We start from the raw sequence: 22,160 nt of genomic DNA, 5'->3' as shown, positions 1-22,160 counted from the left end.
GAGACGTTATCACGGCAGCACGGACTCATTCTTTATTTCGCATCTTGTCACCTGGCAATATTAATGGCATTCCAGCGAGAGGCGCATTACGGTCGCTTCGCTGTCAGCGCTTTCGGATAATGAGGGGACGTGCGTCTCACAAGTATGATCACTGCCATTTCCCCATAGGGCCACCAGTTTCATCCCTTTGGAGACACCGGTGATATAAACCTGACCGTGATCGTCGACGAGGCTGGTTGGGTTCTCTTCCTCTTGCGGGGTTGAGACCAGAGCGCCAAAGGGAACAGTACTATTACCGTGCAGCAATGTAAAAAGCACACGTGCTCCACTGCGCACTTTATAATCCGCGAGAGCCACTGCACCACGAGTCGGTACGACAGTTTTTACCGGATCGCTAATATCACTATTTCTACTGCCACTGGTATTCAGCGATATAGTGTTTTGCCGATAGGGATTACTGTAAGGAACTACGGCATAACCACGTTTATCCGTATAAATACCTGATGCGCCGCTGACGTTAATATTTGCGGCACCGGGTGCGCGAACTAATGTCATGGTTTCCGGTAAGGTTTGCGCTAAGGTTACACCAAAAGGATGAGCGATTATGCCGCCCTGTGCACTGTAATTCACGCGCTGACTATTATTATCATAACTGTAACCACCGCTCAGTGTACCGGATGAGCCGCGATAAGCGGCATTCATGCTGCCGCTTGTTGCGTTGTTCTGCTCTGAGTATGACTGTTGTATATTGTAAGTTAAGTTATTGTCTTTCAGCGCAATGCCATTAATACCAAGCTGGTGTCCCGCATTGCCTTGCTGTGAAGAGTTAAGTGCATAAGTCGCCCAGGTTTGCGGCAACCATTTATCCAATGGAATACCAATGGTTAATAAATATTGCGTATCCGTTTGGCTGGTGGGCATCTGCGTTTGTGACGCGTTAAATGAGTACGAAACATTATTGAGCATCACGTTATAGCCTAACGTGAAATTACGCTCAGACTTATTCAGTTTCCAGTAATCCTGCTGATAAGCCGACAGATATAAGCTACCCCATTCTCCCAATGCTTGACTGATGTTGATTTGTGCACGGCTCCGGCGGTTATAGAGATCTCTGTAGGAGTACATATCATCGGCTATATCCGCTGAGTCTCGATGGTTAAGTGTTTCCGCAAAAGTGTAAAAATTTGCAGAAGAATAGCGATAACTGGCGATAGTCAGGTTAGTGTTAGTCGCATCTATGTTTTTCGCATACTGAAGACGGTATGACATACCGGTTTCATTTTGATCATCATTAAGCTGGCTTTTGGCCTGAGTGGCATCAAAAGAAATTGAGCCCACAGCGTGCAAATCCATACCAATACCCAGAGCAGCAGACTGATATATATCGGCACCAATCAGCCCACCATAGACAGTCATTCCCCATGGCATACCATAAATAAGCTGAGCCTGGCCGAAATCAGGCGCGTCGGAAACATCATTGCTCTGATATTTGCCGTAGGCCACGCTATAACTATAACTGCCACTACGCAGCATGACCGGTAAGGAGGAAGACGATTGGGTAAAAGTATGTTCGCTGCCGTCAACTTCGGTCACGATAACGTCGAAGTCACTCCCGGATGAAACCTGATTAATATCCCGAATTTCAAACGTGCCAGGAGCGACGTAGGTTTCGTAAATTTTATAGCCATTTTGTTTGATGGTGACTTTAGCATCACTGTGCGCGATACCACGAATCAGCGGCGCAAATCCTTGCTCGCTATAAGGATGCATAGTGGAATCAGAATAGACTCTGACGCCGCGAAACTGAATGCTATCAAAAATGTCCGAAGGTGTGCTGCTGTCCCCGGCTAAAAATTGGCTGCGCAACGTTTTAATATCATGCGTCAACGTTGTTGAAAGCTCGTCCCACTTTTCGCCGGAATAGTTCGATACATTGCGCAGCCGCCATCCGCCAAGATTAGCACCCGAGTTTAAACTTAAAAAATTACTGTTTGTATTTCCGTCGCTACTGTTTCGGGCGTACAACTGTGATCCACTATAATAGTAGCCTAACAGGAGGGCAGGTAAGCCATCATCCCATAATTCGGGTGAGACCGCGTCTTTCGCTTCCTGATTTAAGGCTATCTGTGGTACGCGGATATCCAGACGCTGCGTTTTCTCGCTATAGGTATAACTGGCACCGTCTATATATTGCCCAATATTCCCAATGGTGTCTTCGTCCTTCACTTTTTGAAAGCCTGAGAGCACATCAACGTTGACACCGTAACGACGTAAATCTGCTTTGGTGAGAGCAGGAACAAGTCGGTTTCTATCTGTAGAGAGTTTGTAGTTGATTTCTTTTTTCTCTACATAATTAGAATTAAAATAAATAGTTGATAAAAAACTGCCTTCCAGCATTTCGTTATCGGCAATATACTTTTGCAGGATATTGCTGTCGGCGAGTGGCGTATCATGGCTTAAGGCGTTCAGATTAAACTGGTCTTCCGCAACGGCATAAGTGCTCAAGAGCATTACCGCTAAGGCTAATGCAGAATAAGCAAACCTTTCCGAACGATTTTGACTGCTTATATCGCCTCTGGCCATTCTATTCAACCTTATTTTAATACAGATTCTTTACTCGGTGTGGCGCTGCCGTAATCGCTAATAGCGTTCCATTTGATCACTGAATTCGCTTTTAATGCTGCTGGCAGTGAAATATGCCCATACGGTGCCACCATCATTGTCATGGCTGTTAAGGTATCTTTTGGGGCAGTGACAGGTTTGCCATCAACAGTAATAGAGTTAAATGTCACATAAAAAGGGGTTGGGTTGGTTATATTCAGTGCATTACCCTGCCTTGAAAAATTAATTTTTTCGTAGGCGCTAAAAGCCTCGTTATCCTTAAGAGATGTCGGGCGATAAAAAAGCTTAATGCGCGTTCTGGATGCAATCTGCAATTTACTCTGATCGCGCATGTTTTCAGGCGTGCTGGCGATAAATTTAATATTAGCCCAGAATACGGACTCCCTGTCTTTAGGAAGTTCAGCTCCTTTTTTGGCATAAATAAAATGGAAAATAGTTTCCTGGCCTGCTCCAAGCTTCATAAGAGGGGGGGTAGCAATAAAAGGCGCATCACCTTGATCGTCTATATTACTTACCCATGCCTGAACCAGATGATTCGTTGATGTGCTTTTACTTTGAACAGTCAACTGAACCTCATCACTATTGGATGGGTACACAATACGGGTTGCGCCAACCTGCACACCTGAAATCGCTGGCGCGCACGTTAATATAGATGTTAACAAAAAGGAATTACGTATTAATTTTTTCATCATTCACAAATCATAAGGCAAGCCAGAAAGGCATATCATTCAATATGCCTTCTCTACGCTTTTATCATTAAGGATAGGAAATGGTATAGGTTGTATCTGCCGTGAAATCGCCACCTTTGATATCCGCTGGCGTGACAGTTGCAACAACTTTAGCCTTATAATTAAACGCCAGGTCACTGGCTTCACCGGCTGGCGTAGTTTGTGCAAAGGCCGCATCCGGCTTGTTGTCAAAAACAACTTTTGTACTAGCTGCACTGCCAGTTCCATACATGACAATACCGACACCCGTGGCATCCGAACCTGTCATTGCTTTCAGCTGATCGCTGGTCGTGGCAGTCGCACCAGAGAACGTCAGGTTGATGGTGGTATCGGCTGGACAGGATTTCAGATTAATCACTACGTCCTGGGTTTGCGGATTTTCAGAGCCGATAGCGGCAAAGGTAGTTGCGACCATAGGCGTGAAAGTCACGTTTACCGTCTTTGAATCTGTTGATACTTCACAGGGCGGATTAATAATTTTCCCCTGGAAATGTACAGTTCCCTGATCATCCGTCAACGCAGCATGCGCATTACCGATGGCAACTGATGATAATACCATTGCTGATATTAATTTTAATTTTCTATTCATAGCCTGGCTCCATAGAATAATATATAAGTGATATCGTGATCGTATGTTATTTCCATATGGTGTATCTATGGGTGGCAATATGGAAAAATCCCATGCTCACTTGAAGTTTTGTAATTAAGTGTTTCTGTTTGAAAATTAAATTATGACATTCTATGTAAACCATTCAAGGAGATTATAATCTAATTTTGGATGAAATTATTATTGCTATATGGTTGGTTTACTTGATTATTACAATTTTGCAGCGAGGTGTTAAAATTTTATATTTGTTATCTACGATGTTGGATGGGCCCATCATACAGACGTTCAAGGGGTAATCGGGCCTGGTGCACGAGGCATGATGGCAACGAATGATTAATTGCAATAGCTAATAAACATATAGTTATTTTTTAGTTATTGCTTTGTAGGGGAAGTGAACAATCTGTTGGTTCAAATGGTATGTAGAGTATTGAAAATAGTTATTAACTATTAGTTTTGTCTATTTGTTTATCTGAAACGCGGCTGGCGATGGCTCATGGAGAGAATGCCATTAATTATCGCTTACGGGACTGATGAAAAAGAAAGGGTCCCTCAGGACCCTGATAATCTCTATTTTGTTCCAGGCGGTAAACAGACGCCAATCCCGCCGATACCGCAGTAGCCGTACGGGTTTTTGTGCAGATACTGCTGATGGTCTTCCTCAGCGTAATAGAACGGCGTCGCGTTGCTGATTTCGGTGGTGATAGGACGGTCGTCGCCCGCTGCGCGCATGGCGGCCTGGAAACGCTCCAGGCTTGCGCGCGCGGCGCTGTCCTGTTCCGGCGTCAGCGGATAGATAGCCGAACGATACTGAGTGCCGTGGTCATTGCCCTGCTGCATGCCCTGTGCCGGATCGTGGTTTTCCCAGAACACCTGCAGCAATTGCTCATAACTGATGACCGCCGGGTCGTACACCACGCGCACCGCTTCGGCGTGGCCCGTTTCACCGGAGCAGACTTCCCGGTAGGTGGGGTTGGGCGTATAGCCACCGCTGTATCCTGCCGCGGTGCTGTAAACGCCAGGCAGTTGCCAGAACAACCGCTCTACGCCCCAGAAACAGCCCATGGCGAAAATGGCGATTTCCATCCCTTCGGGGACATTTGTCATCGAGTGTTCGTTGACGGCATGCAGCGTCGCCACGGGCATCGGGGTATTGCGCCCAGGGAGGGCATCTGACGGTGAAATCAGATGCTTTTTATCAAATAAACTCATGGTGCCGTTCTCCCGAAAATCAGTAATTGGGGTTAAGGTTGTAACAAGACGCGTATTTGCACACAATAACCGTTACGAATACGTCTACAGTAAACATAAGAAATATTTGGGGTGTCGTCTGTTTTTCAACCCCAATTGTTGGGTTTTTGTTAAGCCGTGGAGCGGCGTTATGATTTTTTTCCAGGGGTGGAAATAAGGGATTTCAGGAGAAAAAGTGCCACATATCCGTCAGTTATGTTGGGTGAGCCTGCTGTGTTTGAGTAGTTCTGCTTTTGCCGCGAACGTCCGTCTACAGGTCGAAGGGCTATCAGGAGAACTGGAGAAAAACGTCCGGGCACAACTCTCAACTATCCAGAGTGATGAAGTCACGCCGGATCGGCGTTTTCGCGCGCGCGTGGATGACGCTATCCGCGAAGGGCTGAAGGCGCTCGGTTATTATGAACCGACCATCGATTTCGATCTGCGTCCGCCTCCGGCGAAAGGGCGTCAGGTACTGGTAGCCAAAGTGACACCCGGTGAACCGGTGCGCATTGGCGGAACAGAAGTCATTTTACGCGGCGGCGCGCGTACCGACAGAGATTACCTGGATCTGCTGAAAACGCGTCCGGCAATCGGTACGGTGCTCGATCATGGGGATTATGACAGCTTTAAAAAATCCCTCACCAGCGTGGCGCTACGTAAAGGGTATTTCGACAGCGAATTTAATAAGAGCCAGTTGGGTATTGCGCTTGATCGCCATCAGGCGTTCTGGGATATCGATTACGACAGTGGTGAACGTTATCGCTTTGGTCACGTCTCCTTTGAAGGTTCGCAGATCCGCGAGGAGTATCTGCAAAATCTGGTGCCCTTTAAAGAAGGGGATGCATACGAGTCAAAAGATCTCGGCGAGCTGAACCGTCGACTCTCGGCGACTGGCTGGTTTAATTCCGTGGTTGTGGCGCCCGAATTCGACAAAGCGCGAAAAACCAAAGTACTGCCGCTGAAGGGTGTGGTTTCACCGCGAACGGAAAACACCATTGAGACCGGGGTGGGGTATTCCACCGACGTGGGGCCGCGCGTGAAGACCACGTGGAAAAAACCGTGGATGAACTCCTACGGTCACAGCCTGACGACCAGCGCCAGTATCTCATCGCCTGAACAGCAACTGGATTTCAGCTACAAAATGCCGCTGCTGAAGAACCCGCTGGAGCAGTACTATCTGGTACAGGGCGGCTTTAAGCGTACCGATCTCAACGATACCGAACAGGACTCCACCACGCTTGCGGTTTCCCGCTACTGGGACCTTTCCAGCGGCTGGCAGCGCGCCATTAACCTGCGCTGGAGTCTCGACCACTTTACGCAGGGGCAGGTGACGAACACTACCATGCTGCTCTATCCCGGCGTGATGATCAGCCGAACCCGTTCGCGCGGCGGACTGATGCCCACCTGGGGCGATTCCCAGCGTTACTCTATTGATTATTCCAACACCGCCTGGGGCTCTGATGTCGACTTCTCGGTCTTTCAGGCGCAAAACGTCTGGATCCGTACCCTGTACGATCGTCATCGTTTCGTCACGCGTGGCAACCTGGGTTGGATCGAAACCGGTGATTTCGACAAGGTGCCACCGGACCTGCGTTTCTTCGCCGGGGGGGACCGCAGTATTCGCGGCTATAAATACAAATCCATTTCTCCGAAGTACAGCAACGGCGATCTGAAAGGGGCCTCGAAGCTGGTGACCGGATCGCTGGAATACCAGTACAACGTGACCGGTAAATGGTGGGGGGCGATGTTTGTCGATAGCGGTGAAGCGGTCAGTGATATCCGCAAAAGCGATTTCAAAACCGGCGCCGGGGTGGGGGTACGCTGGCAGTCTCCGGTTGGGCCAATTAAGCTCGATTTTGCCGTGCCGGTCGGCGACAAAGAGGAGCACGGTTTACAGTTTTACATCGGTCTGGGGCCTGAATTATGAGTTTATGGAAGAAGATAAGCCTCGGCATCCTAATTTTTATCCTGCTGTTGCTGGGAACGGTGGCGTTTCTGGTTGGAACAACAACCGGCCTGCATCTGATCTTCAATGCGGCAAATCGCTGGGTACCGGGGCTGGAAATTGGTCAGGTCACCGGCGGCTGGCGTGATTTGTCGCTGAAAAATATCCGCTTTGACCAGCCTGGTGTGGCGGTTAACGCCGGGGAAGTGCATCTGGCGGTCGGGTTGAATTGCCTGTGGAACAGCAGCCTGTGCGTGAACGATCTGTCGCTCAAAGACATTAATGTGGCGATCGACAGTAAAAAAATGCCGCCTTCTGAGCAGGTAGAGGAAGAAGAGGACAGCGGGCCGCTGAATCTCTCCACGCCGTATCCGATCACGCTTTCTCGCGTGGCGCTAAATAACGTCAATATTAAAATCGATGACACCATCGTGTCGGTGATGGATTTTACCTCCGGCTTGCACTGGCAAGAGAAGGATCTGACCCTGAAACCCACGTCGTTACAGGGATTGCTGATCGCGCTGCCGAAAGTGGCGGAGGTGGCTCAGGAAGAGGTGGTCGAGCCGAAGATCCAGAACCCGCAGCCGGATGAAAAACCGCTTGGTGAAACGCTGAAAGATCTGTTTTCGCAGCCGGTTCTGCCGGAGATGACGGACGTGCATCTGCCGCTCAATCTCAATATTGAAGCGTTTAAAGGCGAACAACTGCGTATCACCGGCGATACTGACCTGACGGTGTATAACCTGCTGCTGAAAGTAAGCAGCATCGACGGCAACATGAAGCTCGATGCGCTCGATATCGACTCCAGTCAGGGTACGGTGAATGCCAGCGGTACGGCCCAGTTGACCAATAACTGGCCGGTAGACATCACCCTGAACAGCACGCTGAACGTCGATCCGCTGAAGGGCGAGAAGGTGAAGCTGAAGGTGGGTGGGGCGCTGCGTGAACAACTGGAAGTGGGTGTTAACCTTTCCGGGCCGGTGGACATGGATCTGCGTGCCCAGACGCGTCTGGCGGAAGCCGGCCTGCCGCTGAATCTGGAGGTGGTCAGTAAGCAGATTTACTGGCCCTTTACCGGCGACAAACAGTTCCAGGCCGACGATATCAAGCTCAAGCTCACCGGCAAGATGACGGACTACACGCTGTCGATGCGTACGGCGGTGAAAGGGCAGGATATCCCGCCGGCGACCATTACCCTTGATGCGAAAGGCAACGAACAGCAAATTAATCTCGATAAACTCAGCGTGGCGGCGCTGGAAGGGAAAACCGAGCTGAAAGCACTGGTGGACTGGCAACAGGCGATCAGCTGGCGAGGCGAGTTGACGCTGGACGGCATCAACACCGCGAAAGAGCTCCCCGACTGGCCGTCGAAGCTCAATGGCCTGATCAAAACCCGGGGCAGCCTGTATGGCGGCACCTGGCAGATGGACGTGCCGGAGCTGAAACTGACCGGGAACGTTAAGCAGAACAAGGTTAACGTCAACGGATCGCTGAAAGGCAACAGCTATTTGCAGTGGACCATTCCGGGCCTGCATCTGGAACTGGGACCAAACAGCGCCGATGTGAAAGGCGAGCTGGGCGTAAAAGATCTCAATCTGGATGCGATCATCGACGCGCCGGGACTGGACAACGCGCTGCCGGGACTCGGTGGTACGGCAAAAGGGTTGGTCAAGGTGCGCGGTACCGTCGACGCTCCGCAACTGCTGGCGGATATCACCGCCCGCGGGCTGCGCTGGCAGGAACTGTCCGTGGCGCAGGTGCGTGTGGAAGGCGATATCAAATCGACGGATCAGATTGCCGGTAACCTCAGTGTACGGGTTGAACGTATTTCGCAGCCCGACGTGAACATCAACCTTGTGACCCTGAACGCCAAAGGCAGCGAGAAGCAGCACGAGTTGCAATTACGTGTTCAGGGCGAGCCGGTCTCCGGCCAGCTCGATCTGGCGGGGAGTTTTGATCGTAAAGAAGAGCGCTGGAAAGGCTCGCTGAGCAATACCCGCTTCCAGACGCCGGTCGGGCCATTGACCCTGACTCGCGCCATCGCGCTGGACTATCGTAACAAAGAGCAGAAAATCAGTATCGGGCCGCACTGCTGGGCCAACCCGAATGCTGAACTGTGCGTGCCGCAAACCATCGATGCGGGTGCCAAAGGGCGGGCGGTAGTGAATCTTAACCGCTTTGATCTGGCGATGCTGAAACCGTTTATGCCGGAGGCGACGCAGGCCAGTGGTGTATTTACTGGCAAAGCGGACGTTTCGTGGGACACCACCAAAGAAGGGCTGCCGCAGGGTAATGTCACGCTCTCCGGGCGTAACGTGAAGGTGACGCAGACGGTGAACGATGCGCCGCTGCCGCTGGCGTTCGATACCCTGAACGTGACAGCCGATCTGCGCAACAATCGTGCAGAACTGGGCTGGCGGATCCGCCTGACCAATAATGGTCAGCTTGACGGACAGGTGCAGGTGACCGATCCGCAAGGGCGTCGTAACCTGGGCGGCAACGTCAACATTCGCAACGTGAATCTGGCGATGGTCAACCCGATCTTCGCGCGCGGCGAAAAGGCGGCGGGGATGCTGAGCGCCAATCTGCGTCTGGGCGGCGATGTACAGAGCCCGCAAATGTTTGGGCAACTGCAACTAAGCGGGCTGGATATCGACGGCAACTTTATGCCGTTTGATATGCAGCCGAGCCAACTGGCGATGAATTTCAACGGTACCCGCTCGACGCTTGCCGGGGTGATACGAACCCAGCAGGGGCAGATCAACTTAAGCGGCGACGCGGACTGGAGTCAGATCGACAACTGGCGTGCGCGTGTGGCGGCGAAAGGCAGCAGGGTACGTATCACCGTACCGCCGATGGTGCGACTGGATGTTTCTCCGGATGTCGTGTTTGAAGCGACGCCGAGTCTGTTCACTCTCGATGGCCGGGTGGACGTGCCGTGGGCGCGTATTGTGGTTCATGACTTGCCAGAGAGCGCGGTGGGCGTCTCCAGCGATGAAGTGATGCTCAATAACGACCTGCAGCCTGAGAAGCCGCAGAGCGCCGGGATCCCGATCAACAGCAATCTGATTGTGCATGTGGGTAACAACGTGCGGATGAATGCGTTTGGTCTGAAAGCCCGTCTGACAGGCGATCTGAACGTGGTGCAGGATAAGCAAGGGCTGGGGCTGAACGGACAGATCAACATTCCGGAAGGCCGTTTCCACGCCTACGGTCAGGATCTGATTGTGCGGAAAGGCGAACTGTTGTTCTCTGGACCGCCGGACCAACCGTTGCTGAATATCGAGGCTATTCGTAACCCGGAAGCCACCGAAGATGACGTGATCGCGGGTGTTCGCGTCACCGGAACGGCAGATGAACCGAAGGCTGAGATCTTCTCTGATCCGGCAATGTCGCAGCAGGAAGCGCTCTCTTATCTGTTGCGCGGCCAGGGTCTGAGCAGCGATCAGAGCGACAGCGCGGCGATGACCTCAATGCTCATTGGCCTGGGGGTTGCACAAAGTGGTCAGGTTGTGGGTAAAATCGGGGAGACATTTGGCGTAAGCAATCTGGCACTGGATACTCAGGGGGTGGGCGACTCCTCCCAGGTGGTCGTCAGCGGATACGTACTGCCAGGTCTGCAGGTGAAATATGGTGTGGGTATATTTGACTCACTGGCGACACTCACGTTACGTTATCGCCTGATGCCTAAGCTATATCTGGAAGCCGTGTCTGGCGTAGATCAGGCACTGGATTTGCTCTATCAGTTTGAGTTTTAGCAATGCGAATATTTGTCTACGGCAGTTTACGAACCAAACAAGGCAACAGCCACTGGATGACCAACGCCCAGTTGCTGGGCGATTACAGTATCGATAACTACCAGTTGTATAGCCTGGGCCACTATCCAGGCGCAGTTCCGGGGAACGGAACGGTACACGGTGAGGTTTATCGTATTGATAACGCCACTCTGGCCGAACTGGATGCGCTGCGCACCCGCGGCGGTGAATACGCGCGCCAGTTGATCCAGACGCCGTATGGCAGTGCATGGATGTACGTGTACCAGCGCCCGGTGGAGGGATTAACACTGATCGAAAGCGGTAACTGGTTAGACAGAGACCAGTACTGAGTAGCGCGCAGGGTAGGCCTGATAAGCGTAGCGTCATCAGGCATTTCCTTGTTTGCCAGCACTTTTACCACGCCACCTTCGGGTGGCGTAGTTTTTTGTGTCGGTGACTCGCGTTTACGGACACAAAAAAGCCCCGACATGCGGGGCTTCGCTCGACAGGACGAATTACTTCTTCGCCGCACGCTCGAAGGAGGCAACGATTTCAGCTTTCGCCGCTTCAGCGTTGTCCCAACCGTCGACTTTCACCCATTTGCCTTTTTCGAGATCTTTATAGTGCTCGAAGAAGTGCGTGATCTGCGCTTTCAGCAGTTCCGGCAGGTCGTTCACATCGTTGATGTGATCGTACTCTTTGCTCAGCTTGGTGTGCGGTACAGCAACCAGTTTCGCATCTTCACCGGATTCGTCGGTCATTTTCAGTACGCCAACCGGACGGCAACGGATAACGGAGCCTGGCTGCAGCGGATACGGGGTCGGGACCAGTACGTCAACCGGGTCACCGTCCAGGGACAGGGTGTGGTTGATGTAACCGTAGTTGCACGGATAGAACATCGCGGTGGACATGAAGCGGTCAACGAACAGTGCGCCGCTCTCTTTGTCGACTTCGTATTTGATCGGATCGGCGTTAGCCGGGATCTCGATAACAACGTAGATATCTTCCGGCAGGTCTTTGCCCGCAGGGACGTTGAGTAAGCTCATGTCTGTTTCCTTTAACTGTGTCGTAAACAAGTGGCGAGTATTATAGCTATCTCGCGCCGAATGTCTCCGCCTGATTTCGTTTTCACTCGTCTCCCGCTGGTCTTTTCAGACCACTCGCATGACAGAAAAATCCATATCTTCAGCCGCTTTTTTCATAGGTAAATGAAAGCGATTACAAACTTGTGATTAACGTTCTATTTACTTTTTTGAAGTGTGATGTAACGCAATCCGTTACATGCTCGATTGTCTATAGTTTTTTCGCGACTGTTTCTTAACCAACAATAACCTACCCTACGAGGACACAGTTATGTGGAAGCGCTTACTTATCGTCACAGCAGTTTCGGCAGCCATGTCGTCTATGGCCATGGCCGCCCCATTAACCGTAGGATTTTCGCAGGTCGGCTCTGAGTCCGGCTGGCGCGCCGCAGAGACCAACGTGGCGAAAAGCGAGGCCGAGAAGCGCGGCATCACGCTGAAAATCGCTGACGGTCAGCAAAAGCAGGAAAACCAGATTAAAGCCGTGCGTTCCTTTGTCGCTCAGGGCGTCGATGCCATCTTTATTGCGCCGGTAGTGGCAACAGGGTGGGAGCCGGTGCTGAAGGAAGCGAAAGATGCTGAGATCCCGGTCTTCTTGCTCGATCGTTCCATCGATGTCAAAGACAAATCTCTCTATATGACCACCGTCACCGCTAACAACGTGCTGGAAGGTCAACTGATCGGCGACTGGCTGATCAAAGAGGTGAACGGCAAGCCGTGTAATGTGGTTGAGCTGCAGGGTACCGTCGGGGCCAGCGTGGCGATTGACCGTAAGAAAGGGTTTGCTGAAGCCATCGCCAAAGCACCAAACATCAAAATTATCCGCTCTCAGTCCGGCGACTTTACCCGTAGTAAAGGTAAAGAGGTGATGGAGAGCTTTATCAAAGCCGAGAACAACGGCAAGAACATCTGCATGGTTTATGCCCATAACGATGACATGGTGATCGGGGCTATTCAGGCGATCAAAGAAGCGGGGCTGAAACCGGGCAAAGATATTCTGACCGGTTCTATTGACGGCGTACCGGACATCTACAAAGCGATGATCGACGGTGAAGCGAATGCCAGCGTTGAACTGACGCCGAACATGGCAGGCCCGGCCTTCGACGCGCTCGAGAAGTTCAAGAAAGATGGCACGATGCCTGAGAAGGTCACGATCACCAAGTCGACGCTGTATCTGCCGGATACCGCGAAAGAAGAGTTAGAGAAGAAGAAAAACATGGGCTACTAAGTTCAGACCCGTTCTGGGGGCATACCTAACACCGTAGGCCTGATAAGCGAAGCGCCATCAGGCAAAGGTTCTGCCGGATGGCAACGTAACCGCCTTATCCGGCCTACGGGCCTCCAGAGTCACACTCTTGTCGCGGAGGGCTATTATGATCGCGGAACAACACCAGGAGATCCTCCGTACAGAGGGATTAAGTAAATTCTTTCCTGGCGTCAAAGCGCTGGATAACGTCGATTTCAGTCTGCGTCGCGGCGAAATTATGGCGCTGCTCGGCGAGAACGGGGCCGGAAAATCCACGCTCATCAAAGCACTGACCGGCGTCTATCATGCCGATCGCGGTAGTATCTGGCTGGAAGGCAGTGCCATCTCCCCCAGAAATACCGCACATGCCCAACAGCTGGGCATTGGCACGGTGTATCAGGAAGTGAACCTGCTGCCGAATATGTCGGTGGCGGATAACCTGTTTATTGGTCGTGAACCGCGTCGATTTGGCCTGCTACGGCGCAAAGAGATGGAAAAGCGCGCTACGGCGCTAATGGCGTCTTACGGTTTTTCCCTCGACGTGCGCGAACCGCTGAACCGCTATTCGGTGGCGATGCAACAGATCGTCGCGATCTGCCGGGCGATCGATCTTTCTGCCAAAGTTCTGATCCTTGATGAACCTACCGCCAGTCTCGATACGCAAGAGGTTGAGATGCTGTTCGGCTTAATGCGGCATCTGCGCGATCGCGGCGTGAGTCTGATCTTCGTCACCCATTTTCTTGATCAGGTTTATCAGGTCAGCGATCGGATCACCGTCCTGCGTAACGGCAGTTTTGTCGGCTGTCGGGAAACCCGCGAGCTGCCGCAGATTGAACTGGTCAAAATGATGCTGGGACGCGAGCTGGACACTCATGCGTTACAGCGTGCGGGGCGTACCTTGTTGAGTGATAAACCGGTGGCCGCGTTCAAAGGTTTCGGTAAGAAAGGGACGATCTCCCCGTTCGATCTCGAAGTACGACCTGGTGAGATCGTCGGTCTGGCGGGACTGCTTGGATCCGGGCGCACCGAAACGGCCGAGGTGATTTTCGGTATCAAACCGGCGGACAGCGGCAGCGCGCTGATCAGAGGAAAACCGCAGACGCTGCGATCCCCTCATCAGGCATCATGCCTGGGGATCGGTTTTTGTCCGGAGGATCGCAAAACGGACGGTATTATTGCCGCCGCCTCGGTGCGCGAAAACATCATCCTGGCATTGCAGGCCCAGCGCGGCTGGTTGCGGCCGATTGCGCGCAAAGAACAAAACGACATTGCCGAGCGGTTTATCCGTCAGCTTGGCATTCGCACCCCCAGCGCAGAACAGCCGATCGAGTTTCTCTCCGGCGGCAACCAGCAAAAAGTGCTGCTATCGCGCTGGCTGCTGACTAAACCACAGTTTCTGATCCTCGATGAACCGACGCGAGGGATCGACGTAGGCGCGCATGCCGAGATCATCCGCCTGATCGAAACGCTGTGCGCCGATGGTCTGGCGCTGCTGGTGATCTCCTCGGAGCTGGAGGAACTGGTAGGCTATGCGGATCGGGTGATCATCATGCGTGACCGCAAACAGGTGGCGGAGATCCCGCTGGCTGAACTGTCCGTTCCGGCGATCATGAACGCCATCGCGGCGTAAGGAGACTCTTGTGATGCCCCAATCTCTTCCGCAAACCACGCCGCCAAAGCGACGCTTTCGCTGGCCGACCGGTATGCCGCAGCTGATTGCGCTGCTGCTGGTGCTGTTGGTGGACAGCCTCGTCGCCCCCCACTTTTACCAGATTATCTTGCAGGACGGTCGTCTGTTCGGCAGCCCGATCGATATCCTGAATCGCGCCGCTCCCGTCGCGCTGTTGGCGATAGGGATGACGCTGGTTATTGCCACCGGCGGCATTGACCTTTCCGTTGGCGCGGTGATGGCGATTGCCGGCGCCACGACCGCGGCGATGACCGTCGCCGGTCACAGCCTGCCAGTGGTCCTGCTTGCCGCATTGGGGACCGGCGTGCTGGCTGGCCTGTGGAACGGCGTCCTGGTGGCGATCCTCAAAATTCAGCCGTTTGTCGCCACGCTAATCCTGATGGTGGCGGGTCGCGGCGTGGCGCAACTGATCACCTCTGGACAGATTGTCACCTTCAACTCGCCCACGCTCTCCTGGTTCGGCAGCGGCTCGCTGCTGCTGTTTCCCACGCCGGTGATTATCGCGCTGATCACGCTGCTGCTGTTCTGGCTGTTGACCCGGCGAACGGCGCTCGGGATGTTTATTGAAGCGGTGGGGATTAACATCCGGGCAGCGAAAAATGCCGGCGTCAACACACGAGTCATCGTTATGCTCACCTATGTGTTGAGCGGGCTGTGCGCAGCAATTGCCGGGATTATCGTCACGGCGGATATTCGCGGTGCCGATGCCAACAACGCCGGCTTGTGGCTGGAGCTGGACGCCATTCTGGCGGTGGTGATCGGCGGCGGTTCCCTGATGGGCGGGCGCTTTAATCTGCTGCTATCAGTGGTGGGCGCGCTGATCATTCAGGGGATGAACACCGGGATCCTGCTGTCCGGGTTTCCGCCGGAGATGAACCAGGTGGTCAAAGCCATCGTGGTGCTGTGCGTACTGATTGTGCAGTCACAGCGCTTTATCAGTTTGCTAAAAGGAGTGCGTGGTCGTGATAAAACGTAATTTACCGTTAATGATCACCCTCGGGGTTTTCGTGCTGGGCTATCTCTATTGTCTGACGCAGTTTCCCGGCTTTGCCTCCACGCGCGTGATCTGCAACATTCTGACCGATAATGCCTTCCTGGGGATCATCGCCGTGGGGATGACCTTTGTGATCCTCTCCGGCGGGATCGATCTCTCCGTGGGATCGGTGATCGCCTTCACCGGCGTATTCCTGGCGAAGGCTATCGGCTACTGGGGGATCTCGCCGTTACTGGCGTTTCCGCTGGTGTTGGCGATGGGCTGCGCGTTTGGCGCGTTCATGGGGTTGCTGATTGATGCGCTGAAGATCCCGGCGTTTATCATCACGCTTGCCGGTATGTTTTTCCTGCGCGGGGTCAGTTACCTGGTATCGGAAGAGTCGATCCCGATTAATCATCCCATCTATGACACGCTTTCCAGCCTGGCGTGGAAAATCCCCGGCGGTGGGCGTCTGAGCGCGATGGGCCTGCTGATGCTGGCGGTGGTGGTCATTGGGATTTTCCTCGCGCATCGCACCCGGTTTGGCAATCAGGTGTATGCCATTGGCGGGAATGCGACATCGGCGAACCTGATGGGGATTTCCACCCGTAGCACCACGATCCGCATTTATATGCTGTCAACCGGGCTGGCGACGCTGGCCGGGATTGTCTTTTCTGTTTACACCCAGGCTGGCTACGCGCTGGCGGGAGTGGGTGTAGAGCTGGATGCGATCGCTTCGGTGGTGATCGGTGGTACGTTGCTGAGCGGTGGGGTCGGTACGGTTCTTGGAACGCTGTTTGGCGTGGCGATTCAGGGGCTGATCCAGACCTACATTAACTTCGACGGCACGCTCAGTTCATGGTGGACGAAAATTGCCATTGGCGTTTTGTTATTTATTTTCATTGCGTTGCAGCGCGGTCTGACGGTGCTTTGGGAAAATCGACAGAGCTCGCCGGTAACACGAGTCGGCCCGGCAGCGACGCCGAAGTGAGACACAGATTTTACTTAAACACCTAAACTTTTTCCGGTTGTTGTCGATAGTTTCTGTATATCTTACAACCGGAAAATAACGATGCCAAAATCCCTCTCCCTACGAAATACCCTGTTGGTTTTATTGTCGCTTATTACCCTGTTATTGCTGCTAACAGGCGGCATGGGGATTTACGCCTCCACGCGAATCATTACCTCATGGATTTATTACGGAGTGATGACCGCGACGACGCTGACGGCCATCGCCCTGTTGGCAGTGGTCTGGCTGTTATTGCGTAATAAGCTGCTGAAACCGCTCGATAATGTGGTTGAACAACTGGAACGCCTGGCAACGGGAGATTTGTCGGCGGCAGAAAGCCGTTATGCCAGCGCCGAGTTTAATCGCCTGCAGGCCGCGCTTGAAGGGATGCGCATGGCGCTGAGTGAATCTGTCAGACGCGTTCGCGATGCCAGTTCGCAGATAGACACCGGCAGTCGTGAACTGACGGCGGGCAATATTCATCTGGCGACACGCACCGAATCGACGGCGACCTCGCTGGAACAAACTGCCGCCAGCATGGAGGAGCTTACCGCAACGGTGAAACAGAATGCGGAAAACGCCGATCAGGCGCATCAACTGGCGAAATCGGTTTCTGATACCGCCGATCGCGGCAGTGAAATGGTCTGTTATGTCATTGAAAAAATGCGCGACATTTCCGGGAGTGCTAATCGTATCGCCGATATTCTTGGCGTGATCGACGGGATTGCGTTCCAGACCAATATTTTGGCGCTGAACGCCTCGGTTGAAGCGGCGCGCGCGGGAGAGCAGGGGCGCGGTTTTGCCGTGGTGGCGGGCGAAGTGCGCAATCTGGCCAGCCGTAGCGCGGAGGCCGCAAAAGAGATTCGTACGCTGATTGGCGACTCGCAGTCACAGGTGGGAGAGGGCAGCGATCTGGCGATGCAGGCAGGCGAAACGATGGATGAGATTGCCAGCGAAGTCATGCGGATGACCAAACTGATGCGGGAAATCGCCAGTGCGTCGCAGGAGCAGAGTCGCGGTATCGAACAGGTGAATATCGCGGTGAGTCAGATGGATGAAACGGCGCAGCAGAATGCGGCGCTGGTACAACAGTCTTCTGCGGCAACCCGATCGCTGGAAGAGCAGTCGCACGCGTTGATTGAAGCGATGGCGTCGTTTAAATTGCAGACCGCCTGACAAAAAAACGCCTCTCCGGGGAGAGGCGCTTAGTGTGTAGGCTGGATAAAGCGTCAGCCCATCCGGCAAGAGTTTTACGCGTCCGGGAATTCCCGGATAAAGCGTTCTACATCTTCAACCATATGGTTGTTGCCGACGAAGAACGAACGACGCTGGTGCAGGCTTTCCGGCGTGATATCCAGAATACGCTCTTTCCCGTCGCTCGCCTTGCCGCCCGCTTGCTCCGCAAGAAACGCCATTGGGTTGCACTCGTACAGCAGACGCAGTTTACCGTCCGGGTGGCTGGCGGTGCTTGGGTAAAGGTAGATCCCGCCTTTCAGCAGGTTACGATGGAAGTCAGCAACCAGTGAGCCGATGTAGCGCGAGGTATACGGGCGCTGCGTGGATTTATCCTCTTCCTGGCAGAACTTGATGTACTTCTTCACGCCGTTCGGGAATTTGATGTAGTTGCCTTCGTTAATGGAGTAGGTGTTGCCTTTCTCCGGGAAGCGCATCCGCTCCTGACACAGGCAGAACACACCCAGTGACGGATCGTAGGTAAAGGCGTGGACGCCGCAGCCGGTGGTGTAAACCAGCATGGTGGAAGAGCCGTAAACCACGTAACCCGCAGCAACCTGCTTGTTGCCTGGTTGCAGGAAATCTTCTTCCGTGACCGGCGTGCCGACAGGCGTCACGCGGCGGTAGATAGAGAAAATGGTCCCGACAGAGACGTTAACATCGATGTTGGACGATCCATCCAGCGGATCCATCAGCACCACGTATTTCGCGTGTTCACAGCCTTCGAAAACGACGATTTCATCTTCTTCTTCAGAGGCAATACCCGCGACAATATCACGCGCCTTGAGTGCAGCTTTCAGTTTTTCGTTCGCGAACAGGTCGAGTTTCTGCTGAACCTCACCCTGTACGTTCTCAGCACCGCTGGCACCCAGGATATCGACCAGACCGGCCTTGTTGATATCGCGGTGGATGATCTTGGCGCCCAGCTTTATTGCCGACAACAACGCAGTGAGCTCACCTGTAGCATGAGAGAACTCGTGCTGCTTCTCGACAATAAATTCACCTAACGTTTTCATAACACTTTCCCTGCAATTAATATGGAGTAAAGCGACCGTAACAATCTTAACAAATATTTCAGTGGCTGCGCTCAGGTGAATCGCGCCAGCAAACTACGGATTATCCTGAAATGCGTTTCTCACTTGGCTGACATATGCGTAAAATGCCCCCTGGGTTAAATTAGGATAGTGACGTATGCGCATTCATATTTTGGGAATTTGTGGCACGTTCATGGGCGGTCTGGCGATGCTGGCGCGCTCGCTCGGTCATGAAGTAACGGGTTCGGACGCCAATGTGTATCCGCCGATGAGTACCTTGCTTGAGAATCAGGGCATTGATTTGATTCAGGGTTATGACCCCAGTCAACTCGACCCGCAGCCGGATTTGGTGATCATCGGCAATGCCATGACCCGTGGGAATCCGTGCGTTGAGGCGGTGCTGGAGAAAAACATTCCGTTCATGTCCGGCCCGCAGTGGCTGCATGATTTTGTGTTGCGCGATCGTTGGGTGCTGGCCGTTGCGGGAACGCACGGTAAAACCACGACCGCCGGCATGGCGACCTGGATTCTGGACGCTTGCGGTTACAAACCCGGTTTTGTGATTGGCGGCGTGCCGGGGAACTTTGACGTTTCTGCGCGTCTGGGCGAAAGCAACTTTTTCGTGATTGAAGCGGATGAGTACGACTGCGCCTTCTTTGATAAACGCTCCAAATTCGTACATTACTGCCCGCGTACGCTGATCCTCAATAACCTTGAGTTTGATCATGCGGATATCTTTGACGATCTGAAAGCGATCCAGAAGCAGTTCCACCATCTGGTCCGCATTGTGCCGGGGCAGGGGCGGATCATCTATCCTGAGCACGACATTAACCTGAAGCAGACGATGGCGATGGGCTGCTGGAGCGAACAGGAGCTGGTGGGCGAGCAGGGCCACTGGCAGGCGAAAAAGCTGAACGTCGATGCTTCTGAATGGGAAGTGTGGCTGGACGGTGAGAAGGTCGGCGACGTGAAGTGGTCGCTGGTCGGTGAGCACAACATGCACAACGGTCTGATGGCAATCGCCGCAGCCCGTCATGTTGGCGTCCAACCGGCGGATGCGGCTCAGGCGCTGGGATCATTTATTAATGCCCGTCGCCGCCTGGAACTGCGCGGTGAAGCAAACGGCGTCACGGTGTACGACGATTTTGCCCATCACCCAACGGCGATTCTGGCAACGCTTGCGGCGCTGCGCGGAAAAGTAGGCGGCACGGCGCGTATCATCGCCGTGCTGGAACCGCGTTCCAACACCATGAAGATGGGGCTGTGCAAAGACGACCTGGCACCGTCATTGGGTCGCGCAGATGAAGTGTATCTGCTGCAACCACCGCATATTCCGTGGCAAGTCGCGGAAGTGGCGGACGCCTGCATTCAGCCTGCTCACTGGAGCGGGGATGTGGATACGCTGGCAGAGATGATCGTGAAAACGGCGCAGCCGGGCGATCACATTCTGGTGATGAGTAACGGCGGATTTGGTGGAATTCACCAGAAACTGCTGGATGGTCTGGCGAAGAAAGCCGAAGCGGAAGCTGAAGAGTAATAAAAATGCCCGGTGGCGCTGATGGACTGCACCCCAAAAGTTGGACACTCAACTGAGTAAGGTGCAGTTTTTTATGGCAAAGCCAAAATATTCCCCTGAAACAAAACTGGCTGTGGTTAATCATTATTTGTCCGGAAAAGACGGAGAAGAGCGTACAGCCGACCGTTTTGGTGTTGAAAGAACTTCCGTCCGTCGCTGGGTCAGGGCGTGGCAACTCCACGGTATGGAAGGGCTGTCAGGGAAAAATAAACATCATTCAGCTGAATTTAAACTCGTCGTCGTCCGGGCGGTTATCCGTGACCACCTGACGATGCGTGAAGCAGCTGCCCGGTTTAATCTCTCTGCAGAAACGCTTGTCCGACACTGGGTCTGCGTGTACAACGATGCCGGAGCGGAAGGACTGCTAAACATTCAACGCGGACGGCCTGGAAAAATGACAAAACAAAAAATCCCCCCATCCCCTACAGATAAAGAACTGGAAAAACTCTCCCCCGAAGAACTCCGGGCTGAACTCCGTTACCTGCGGGCAGAGAATGCCTATCTAAAAAAGTTGAAGGCCTTGGTTCAGAGCGAAAAAAACGGCAGCAAGCCCTGATAATCAGTGAACTGAGGCATAAGCACGCTCTGCGAGACCTCCTGCGCGCGGCAGGCATGTCCCGCAGTACATGGTATTACAATATGAATGCCCTGAAGCAGGTGGACAGGCATGCCGGGCTGAAAGATAAAATCCGTGAGATATACGCCTGGCACAAAGGCCGTTATGGCTACCGCAGGATCACGCTTTCGCTGAGAAAGCAGGGTCTGCTGGTGAACCATAAAACCGTGCAGCGGCTGATGACAGAGCTGTCGCTCCGGTCTCTGATAAGGGCGAAGAAATACCGCTCATGGAAGGGGGAAACAGGCAAGGCAGCCCCCAATATCCTGAGCAGGAACTTCAGTGCATCAAAAGCCAATGAAAAATGGGTTACGGATGTTACAGAGTTCTCGCTGCAGGGTAAAAAGCTGTACCTGTCGCCGGTACTCGATCTTTTTAACCGGGAAATAATCTCCTACAGCCTGTCGGAAAGGCCGGTGATGGAGATGGTTAATACCATGCTGCGGGATGCGTTCTTAAAGCTCGGACCAGACGACGCCCCCTTGCTGCACACAGATCAGGGCTGGCAATATCGGATGGCAGGCTATCAGGCAAAGTTAAAGGCGCAGGGCATGACGCAAAGTATGTCCCGAAAAGGAAACTGTCTGGATAATGCCGTGATGGAAAACTTCTTCGGGACGCTGAAATCGGAGTGTTTTTACCTGAGTCAGTTCAGCAATATCAGCGAACTGAGGAAGGCGATAGAGGATTATATCCGTTACTACAACAACGAGCGGATAAGCCTGAAACTAAAAGGCCTGAGTCCGGTAGAGTACCGGGCCCAGGCTCTGAAGGCCGCTTAATATAAACTGTCCAGATTTATGGGGTCAGTCCA

At 53.1% G+C, this 22,160-nt stretch carries 16 protein-coding genes; 10 read left to right on the top strand and 6 right to left on the bottom strand.

The features are described from left to right. Positions 1–60: 60 nt before the first annotated feature. The 4 genes from AOY24_RS20395 to msrA form a co-directional block, all read right to left on the bottom strand. A complete protein-coding gene (locus AOY24_RS20395) occupies positions 61–2,583 on the bottom strand; it encodes a fimbria/pilus outer membrane usher protein (protein ID WP_044257205.1) in 2,523 nt (840 codons plus the stop codon). 11 nt (positions 2,584–2,594) lie between these two features. Continuing rightward, positions 2,595–3,314: a molecular chaperone gene (locus AOY24_RS20390; RefSeq protein WP_054177249.1), complete on the bottom strand. Its 720-nt coding sequence runs from the start codon at positions 3,312–3,314 to the stop codon at positions 2,595–2,597. Positions 3,315–3,378: 64 nt separating this feature from the next. Continuing rightward, positions 3,379–3,939, bottom strand: a complete 561-nt coding sequence (locus AOY24_RS20385) for a fimbrial protein (protein WP_042999205.1) — start codon at positions 3,937–3,939, stop codon at positions 3,379–3,381. A gap of 585 nt (positions 3,940–4,524) precedes the next feature. Beyond that, positions 4,525–5,166, bottom strand: coding sequence for a peptide-methionine (S)-S-oxide reductase MsrA (gene msrA / locus AOY24_RS20380; protein ID WP_054177248.1), 642 nt, complete (start codon positions 5,164–5,166; stop codon positions 4,525–4,527). A 214-nt stretch (positions 5,167–5,380) separates the two neighbouring features. Here msrA and tamA point away from each other — a divergent pair, with 214 nt between their 5' ends. From tamA to AOY24_RS20365, 3 genes are read left to right on the top strand one after another with little or no spacing between them, the layout of a single operon-like run. Next, positions 5,381–7,114 carry an autotransporter assembly complex protein TamA gene (gene tamA, locus AOY24_RS20375; protein WP_054177247.1) on the top strand — a complete coding sequence of 578 codons (1,734 nt, stop codon included), beginning with the start codon at positions 5,381–5,383 and terminating at the stop codon, positions 7,112–7,114. Further along, entirely contained in the window at positions 7,111–10,890 is a 3,780-nt protein-coding gene (tamB, locus tag AOY24_RS20370) for an autotransporter assembly complex protein TamB (RefSeq protein WP_054177246.1), read from the top strand. Before tamA ends, tamB begins: the two co-directional genes overlap by 4 nt. A gap of 2 nt (positions 10,891–10,892) precedes the next feature. After that, complete coding sequence (locus AOY24_RS20365; protein WP_042999209.1) at positions 10,893–11,237, top strand: gamma-glutamylcyclotransferase; 345 nt, start codon at positions 10,893–10,895, stop codon at positions 11,235–11,237. 165 nt (positions 11,238–11,402) lie between these two features. Here the strand turns inward: AOY24_RS20365 and ppa are convergent, their stop codons facing one another. After that, positions 11,403–11,933, bottom strand: a complete 531-nt coding sequence (gene ppa, locus AOY24_RS20360; RefSeq protein ID WP_042999210.1) for an inorganic diphosphatase — start codon at positions 11,931–11,933, stop codon at positions 11,403–11,405. A gap of 307 nt (positions 11,934–12,240) precedes the next feature. Here ppa and ytfQ point away from each other — a divergent pair, with 307 nt between their 5' ends. The 5 genes from ytfQ to AOY24_RS20335 all read left to right on the top strand — a co-directional run bounded on the left by ytfQ (position 12,241) and on the right by AOY24_RS20335 (position 18,063). Continuing rightward, positions 12,241–13,197 carry a galactofuranose ABC transporter substrate-binding protein YtfQ gene (ytfQ, locus tag AOY24_RS20355; protein WP_042999211.1) on the top strand — a complete coding sequence of 319 codons (957 nt, stop codon included), beginning with the start codon at positions 12,241–12,243 and terminating at the stop codon, positions 13,195–13,197. 145 nt (positions 13,198–13,342) lie between these two features. After that, a complete protein-coding gene (ytfR, locus tag AOY24_RS20350; RefSeq protein WP_042999212.1) occupies positions 13,343–14,845 on the top strand; it encodes a galactofuranose ABC transporter, ATP-binding protein YtfR in 1,503 nt (500 codons plus the stop codon). A gap of 13 nt (positions 14,846–14,858) precedes the next feature. Next, a complete protein-coding gene (ytfT, locus tag AOY24_RS20345; RefSeq protein WP_042999213.1) occupies positions 14,859–15,881 on the top strand; it encodes a galactofuranose ABC transporter, ATP-binding protein YtfT in 1,023 nt (340 codons plus the stop codon). After that, entirely contained in the window at positions 15,868–16,869 is a 1,002-nt protein-coding gene (gene yjfF / locus AOY24_RS20340; protein ID WP_042999214.1) for a galactofuranose ABC transporter, permease protein YjfF, read from the top strand. Before ytfT ends, yjfF begins: the two co-directional genes overlap by 14 nt. 81 nt (positions 16,870–16,950) lie before the next feature. Continuing rightward, entirely contained in the window at positions 16,951–18,063 is a 1,113-nt protein-coding gene (locus tag AOY24_RS20335; RefSeq protein WP_072185422.1) for a methyl-accepting chemotaxis protein, read from the top strand. 74 nt (positions 18,064–18,137) lie between these two features. On the opposite strand, the gene fbp is transcribed toward AOY24_RS20335, so the two are convergent. After that, complete coding sequence (gene fbp / locus AOY24_RS20330; protein WP_042999215.1) at positions 18,138–19,136, bottom strand: class 1 fructose-bisphosphatase; 999 nt, start codon at positions 19,134–19,136, stop codon at positions 18,138–18,140. A gap of 175 nt (positions 19,137–19,311) precedes the next feature. Here fbp and mpl point away from each other — a divergent pair, with 175 nt between their 5' ends. Together mpl and AOY24_RS25080 are read left to right on the top strand one after the other, a co-directional pair. Beyond that, a complete protein-coding gene (mpl, locus tag AOY24_RS20325) occupies positions 19,312–20,691 on the top strand; it encodes a UDP-N-acetylmuramate:L-alanyl-gamma-D-glutamyl-meso-diaminopimelate ligase (protein ID WP_042999216.1) in 1,380 nt (459 codons plus the stop codon). A gap of 73 nt (positions 20,692–20,764) precedes the next feature. Then, positions 20,765–22,128, top strand: a protein-coding gene (locus AOY24_RS25080) for an IS3 family transposase (protein ID WP_099433379.1) whose coding sequence is annotated in 2 segments (ribosomal slippage) — positions 20,765–21,233 and positions 21,233–22,128 — 1,365 coding nt in all. Because the reading frame shifts where the segments join, the coding sequence is not laid out codon by codon here. Positions 22,129–22,160 lie beyond the last annotated feature (32 nt).

This window comes from Citrobacter sp. CtB7.12, assembly GCF_001297795.1.
Classification (GTDB): domain Bacteria; phylum Pseudomonadota; class Gammaproteobacteria; order Enterobacterales; family Enterobacteriaceae; genus Citrobacter_A; species Citrobacter_A amalonaticus.
This window is presented reverse-complemented; position numbering and strand designations above follow the sequence as displayed.

What these genes read in the sequence shown, in the direction of transcription:
- AOY24_RS20395 (WP_044257205.1), bottom strand. Translation starts at nt 2,583, where the DNA reads ATGGCCAGAGGCGATATAAGCAGTCAAAATCGTTCGGAAAGGTTTGCT.
- AOY24_RS20390 (WP_054177249.1), bottom strand. Translation starts at nt 3,314, where the DNA reads ATGATGAAAAAATTAATACGTAATTCCTTTTTGTTAACATCTATATTA.
- AOY24_RS20385 (WP_042999205.1), bottom strand. Translation starts at nt 3,939, where the DNA reads ATGAATAGAAAATTAAAATTAATATCAGCAATGGTATTATCATCAGTT.
- msrA (WP_054177248.1), bottom strand. Translation starts at nt 5,166, where the DNA reads ATGAGTTTATTTGATAAAAAGCATCTGATTTCACCGTCAGATGCCCTC.
- tamB (WP_054177246.1), top strand. Translation starts at nt 7,111, where the DNA reads ATGAGTTTATGGAAGAAGATAAGCCTCGGCATCCTAATTTTTATCCTG.
- AOY24_RS20365 (WP_042999209.1), top strand. Translation starts at nt 10,893, where the DNA reads ATGCGAATATTTGTCTACGGCAGTTTACGAACCAAACAAGGCAACAGC.
- ppa (WP_042999210.1), bottom strand. Translation starts at nt 11,933, where the DNA reads ATGAGCTTACTCAACGTCCCTGCGGGCAAAGACCTGCCGGAAGATATC.
- ytfQ (WP_042999211.1), top strand. Translation starts at nt 12,241, where the DNA reads ATGTGGAAGCGCTTACTTATCGTCACAGCAGTTTCGGCAGCCATGTCG.
- ytfR (WP_042999212.1), top strand. Translation starts at nt 13,343, where the DNA reads ATGATCGCGGAACAACACCAGGAGATCCTCCGTACAGAGGGATTAAGT.
- ytfT (WP_042999213.1), top strand. Translation starts at nt 14,859, where the DNA reads ATGCCCCAATCTCTTCCGCAAACCACGCCGCCAAAGCGACGCTTTCGC.
- AOY24_RS20335 (WP_072185422.1), top strand. Translation starts at nt 16,951, where the DNA reads ATGCCAAAATCCCTCTCCCTACGAAATACCCTGTTGGTTTTATTGTCG.
- fbp (WP_042999215.1), bottom strand. Translation starts at nt 19,136, where the DNA reads ATGAAAACGTTAGGTGAATTTATTGTCGAGAAGCAGCACGAGTTCTCT.
- mpl (WP_042999216.1), top strand. Translation starts at nt 19,312, where the DNA reads ATGCGCATTCATATTTTGGGAATTTGTGGCACGTTCATGGGCGGTCTG.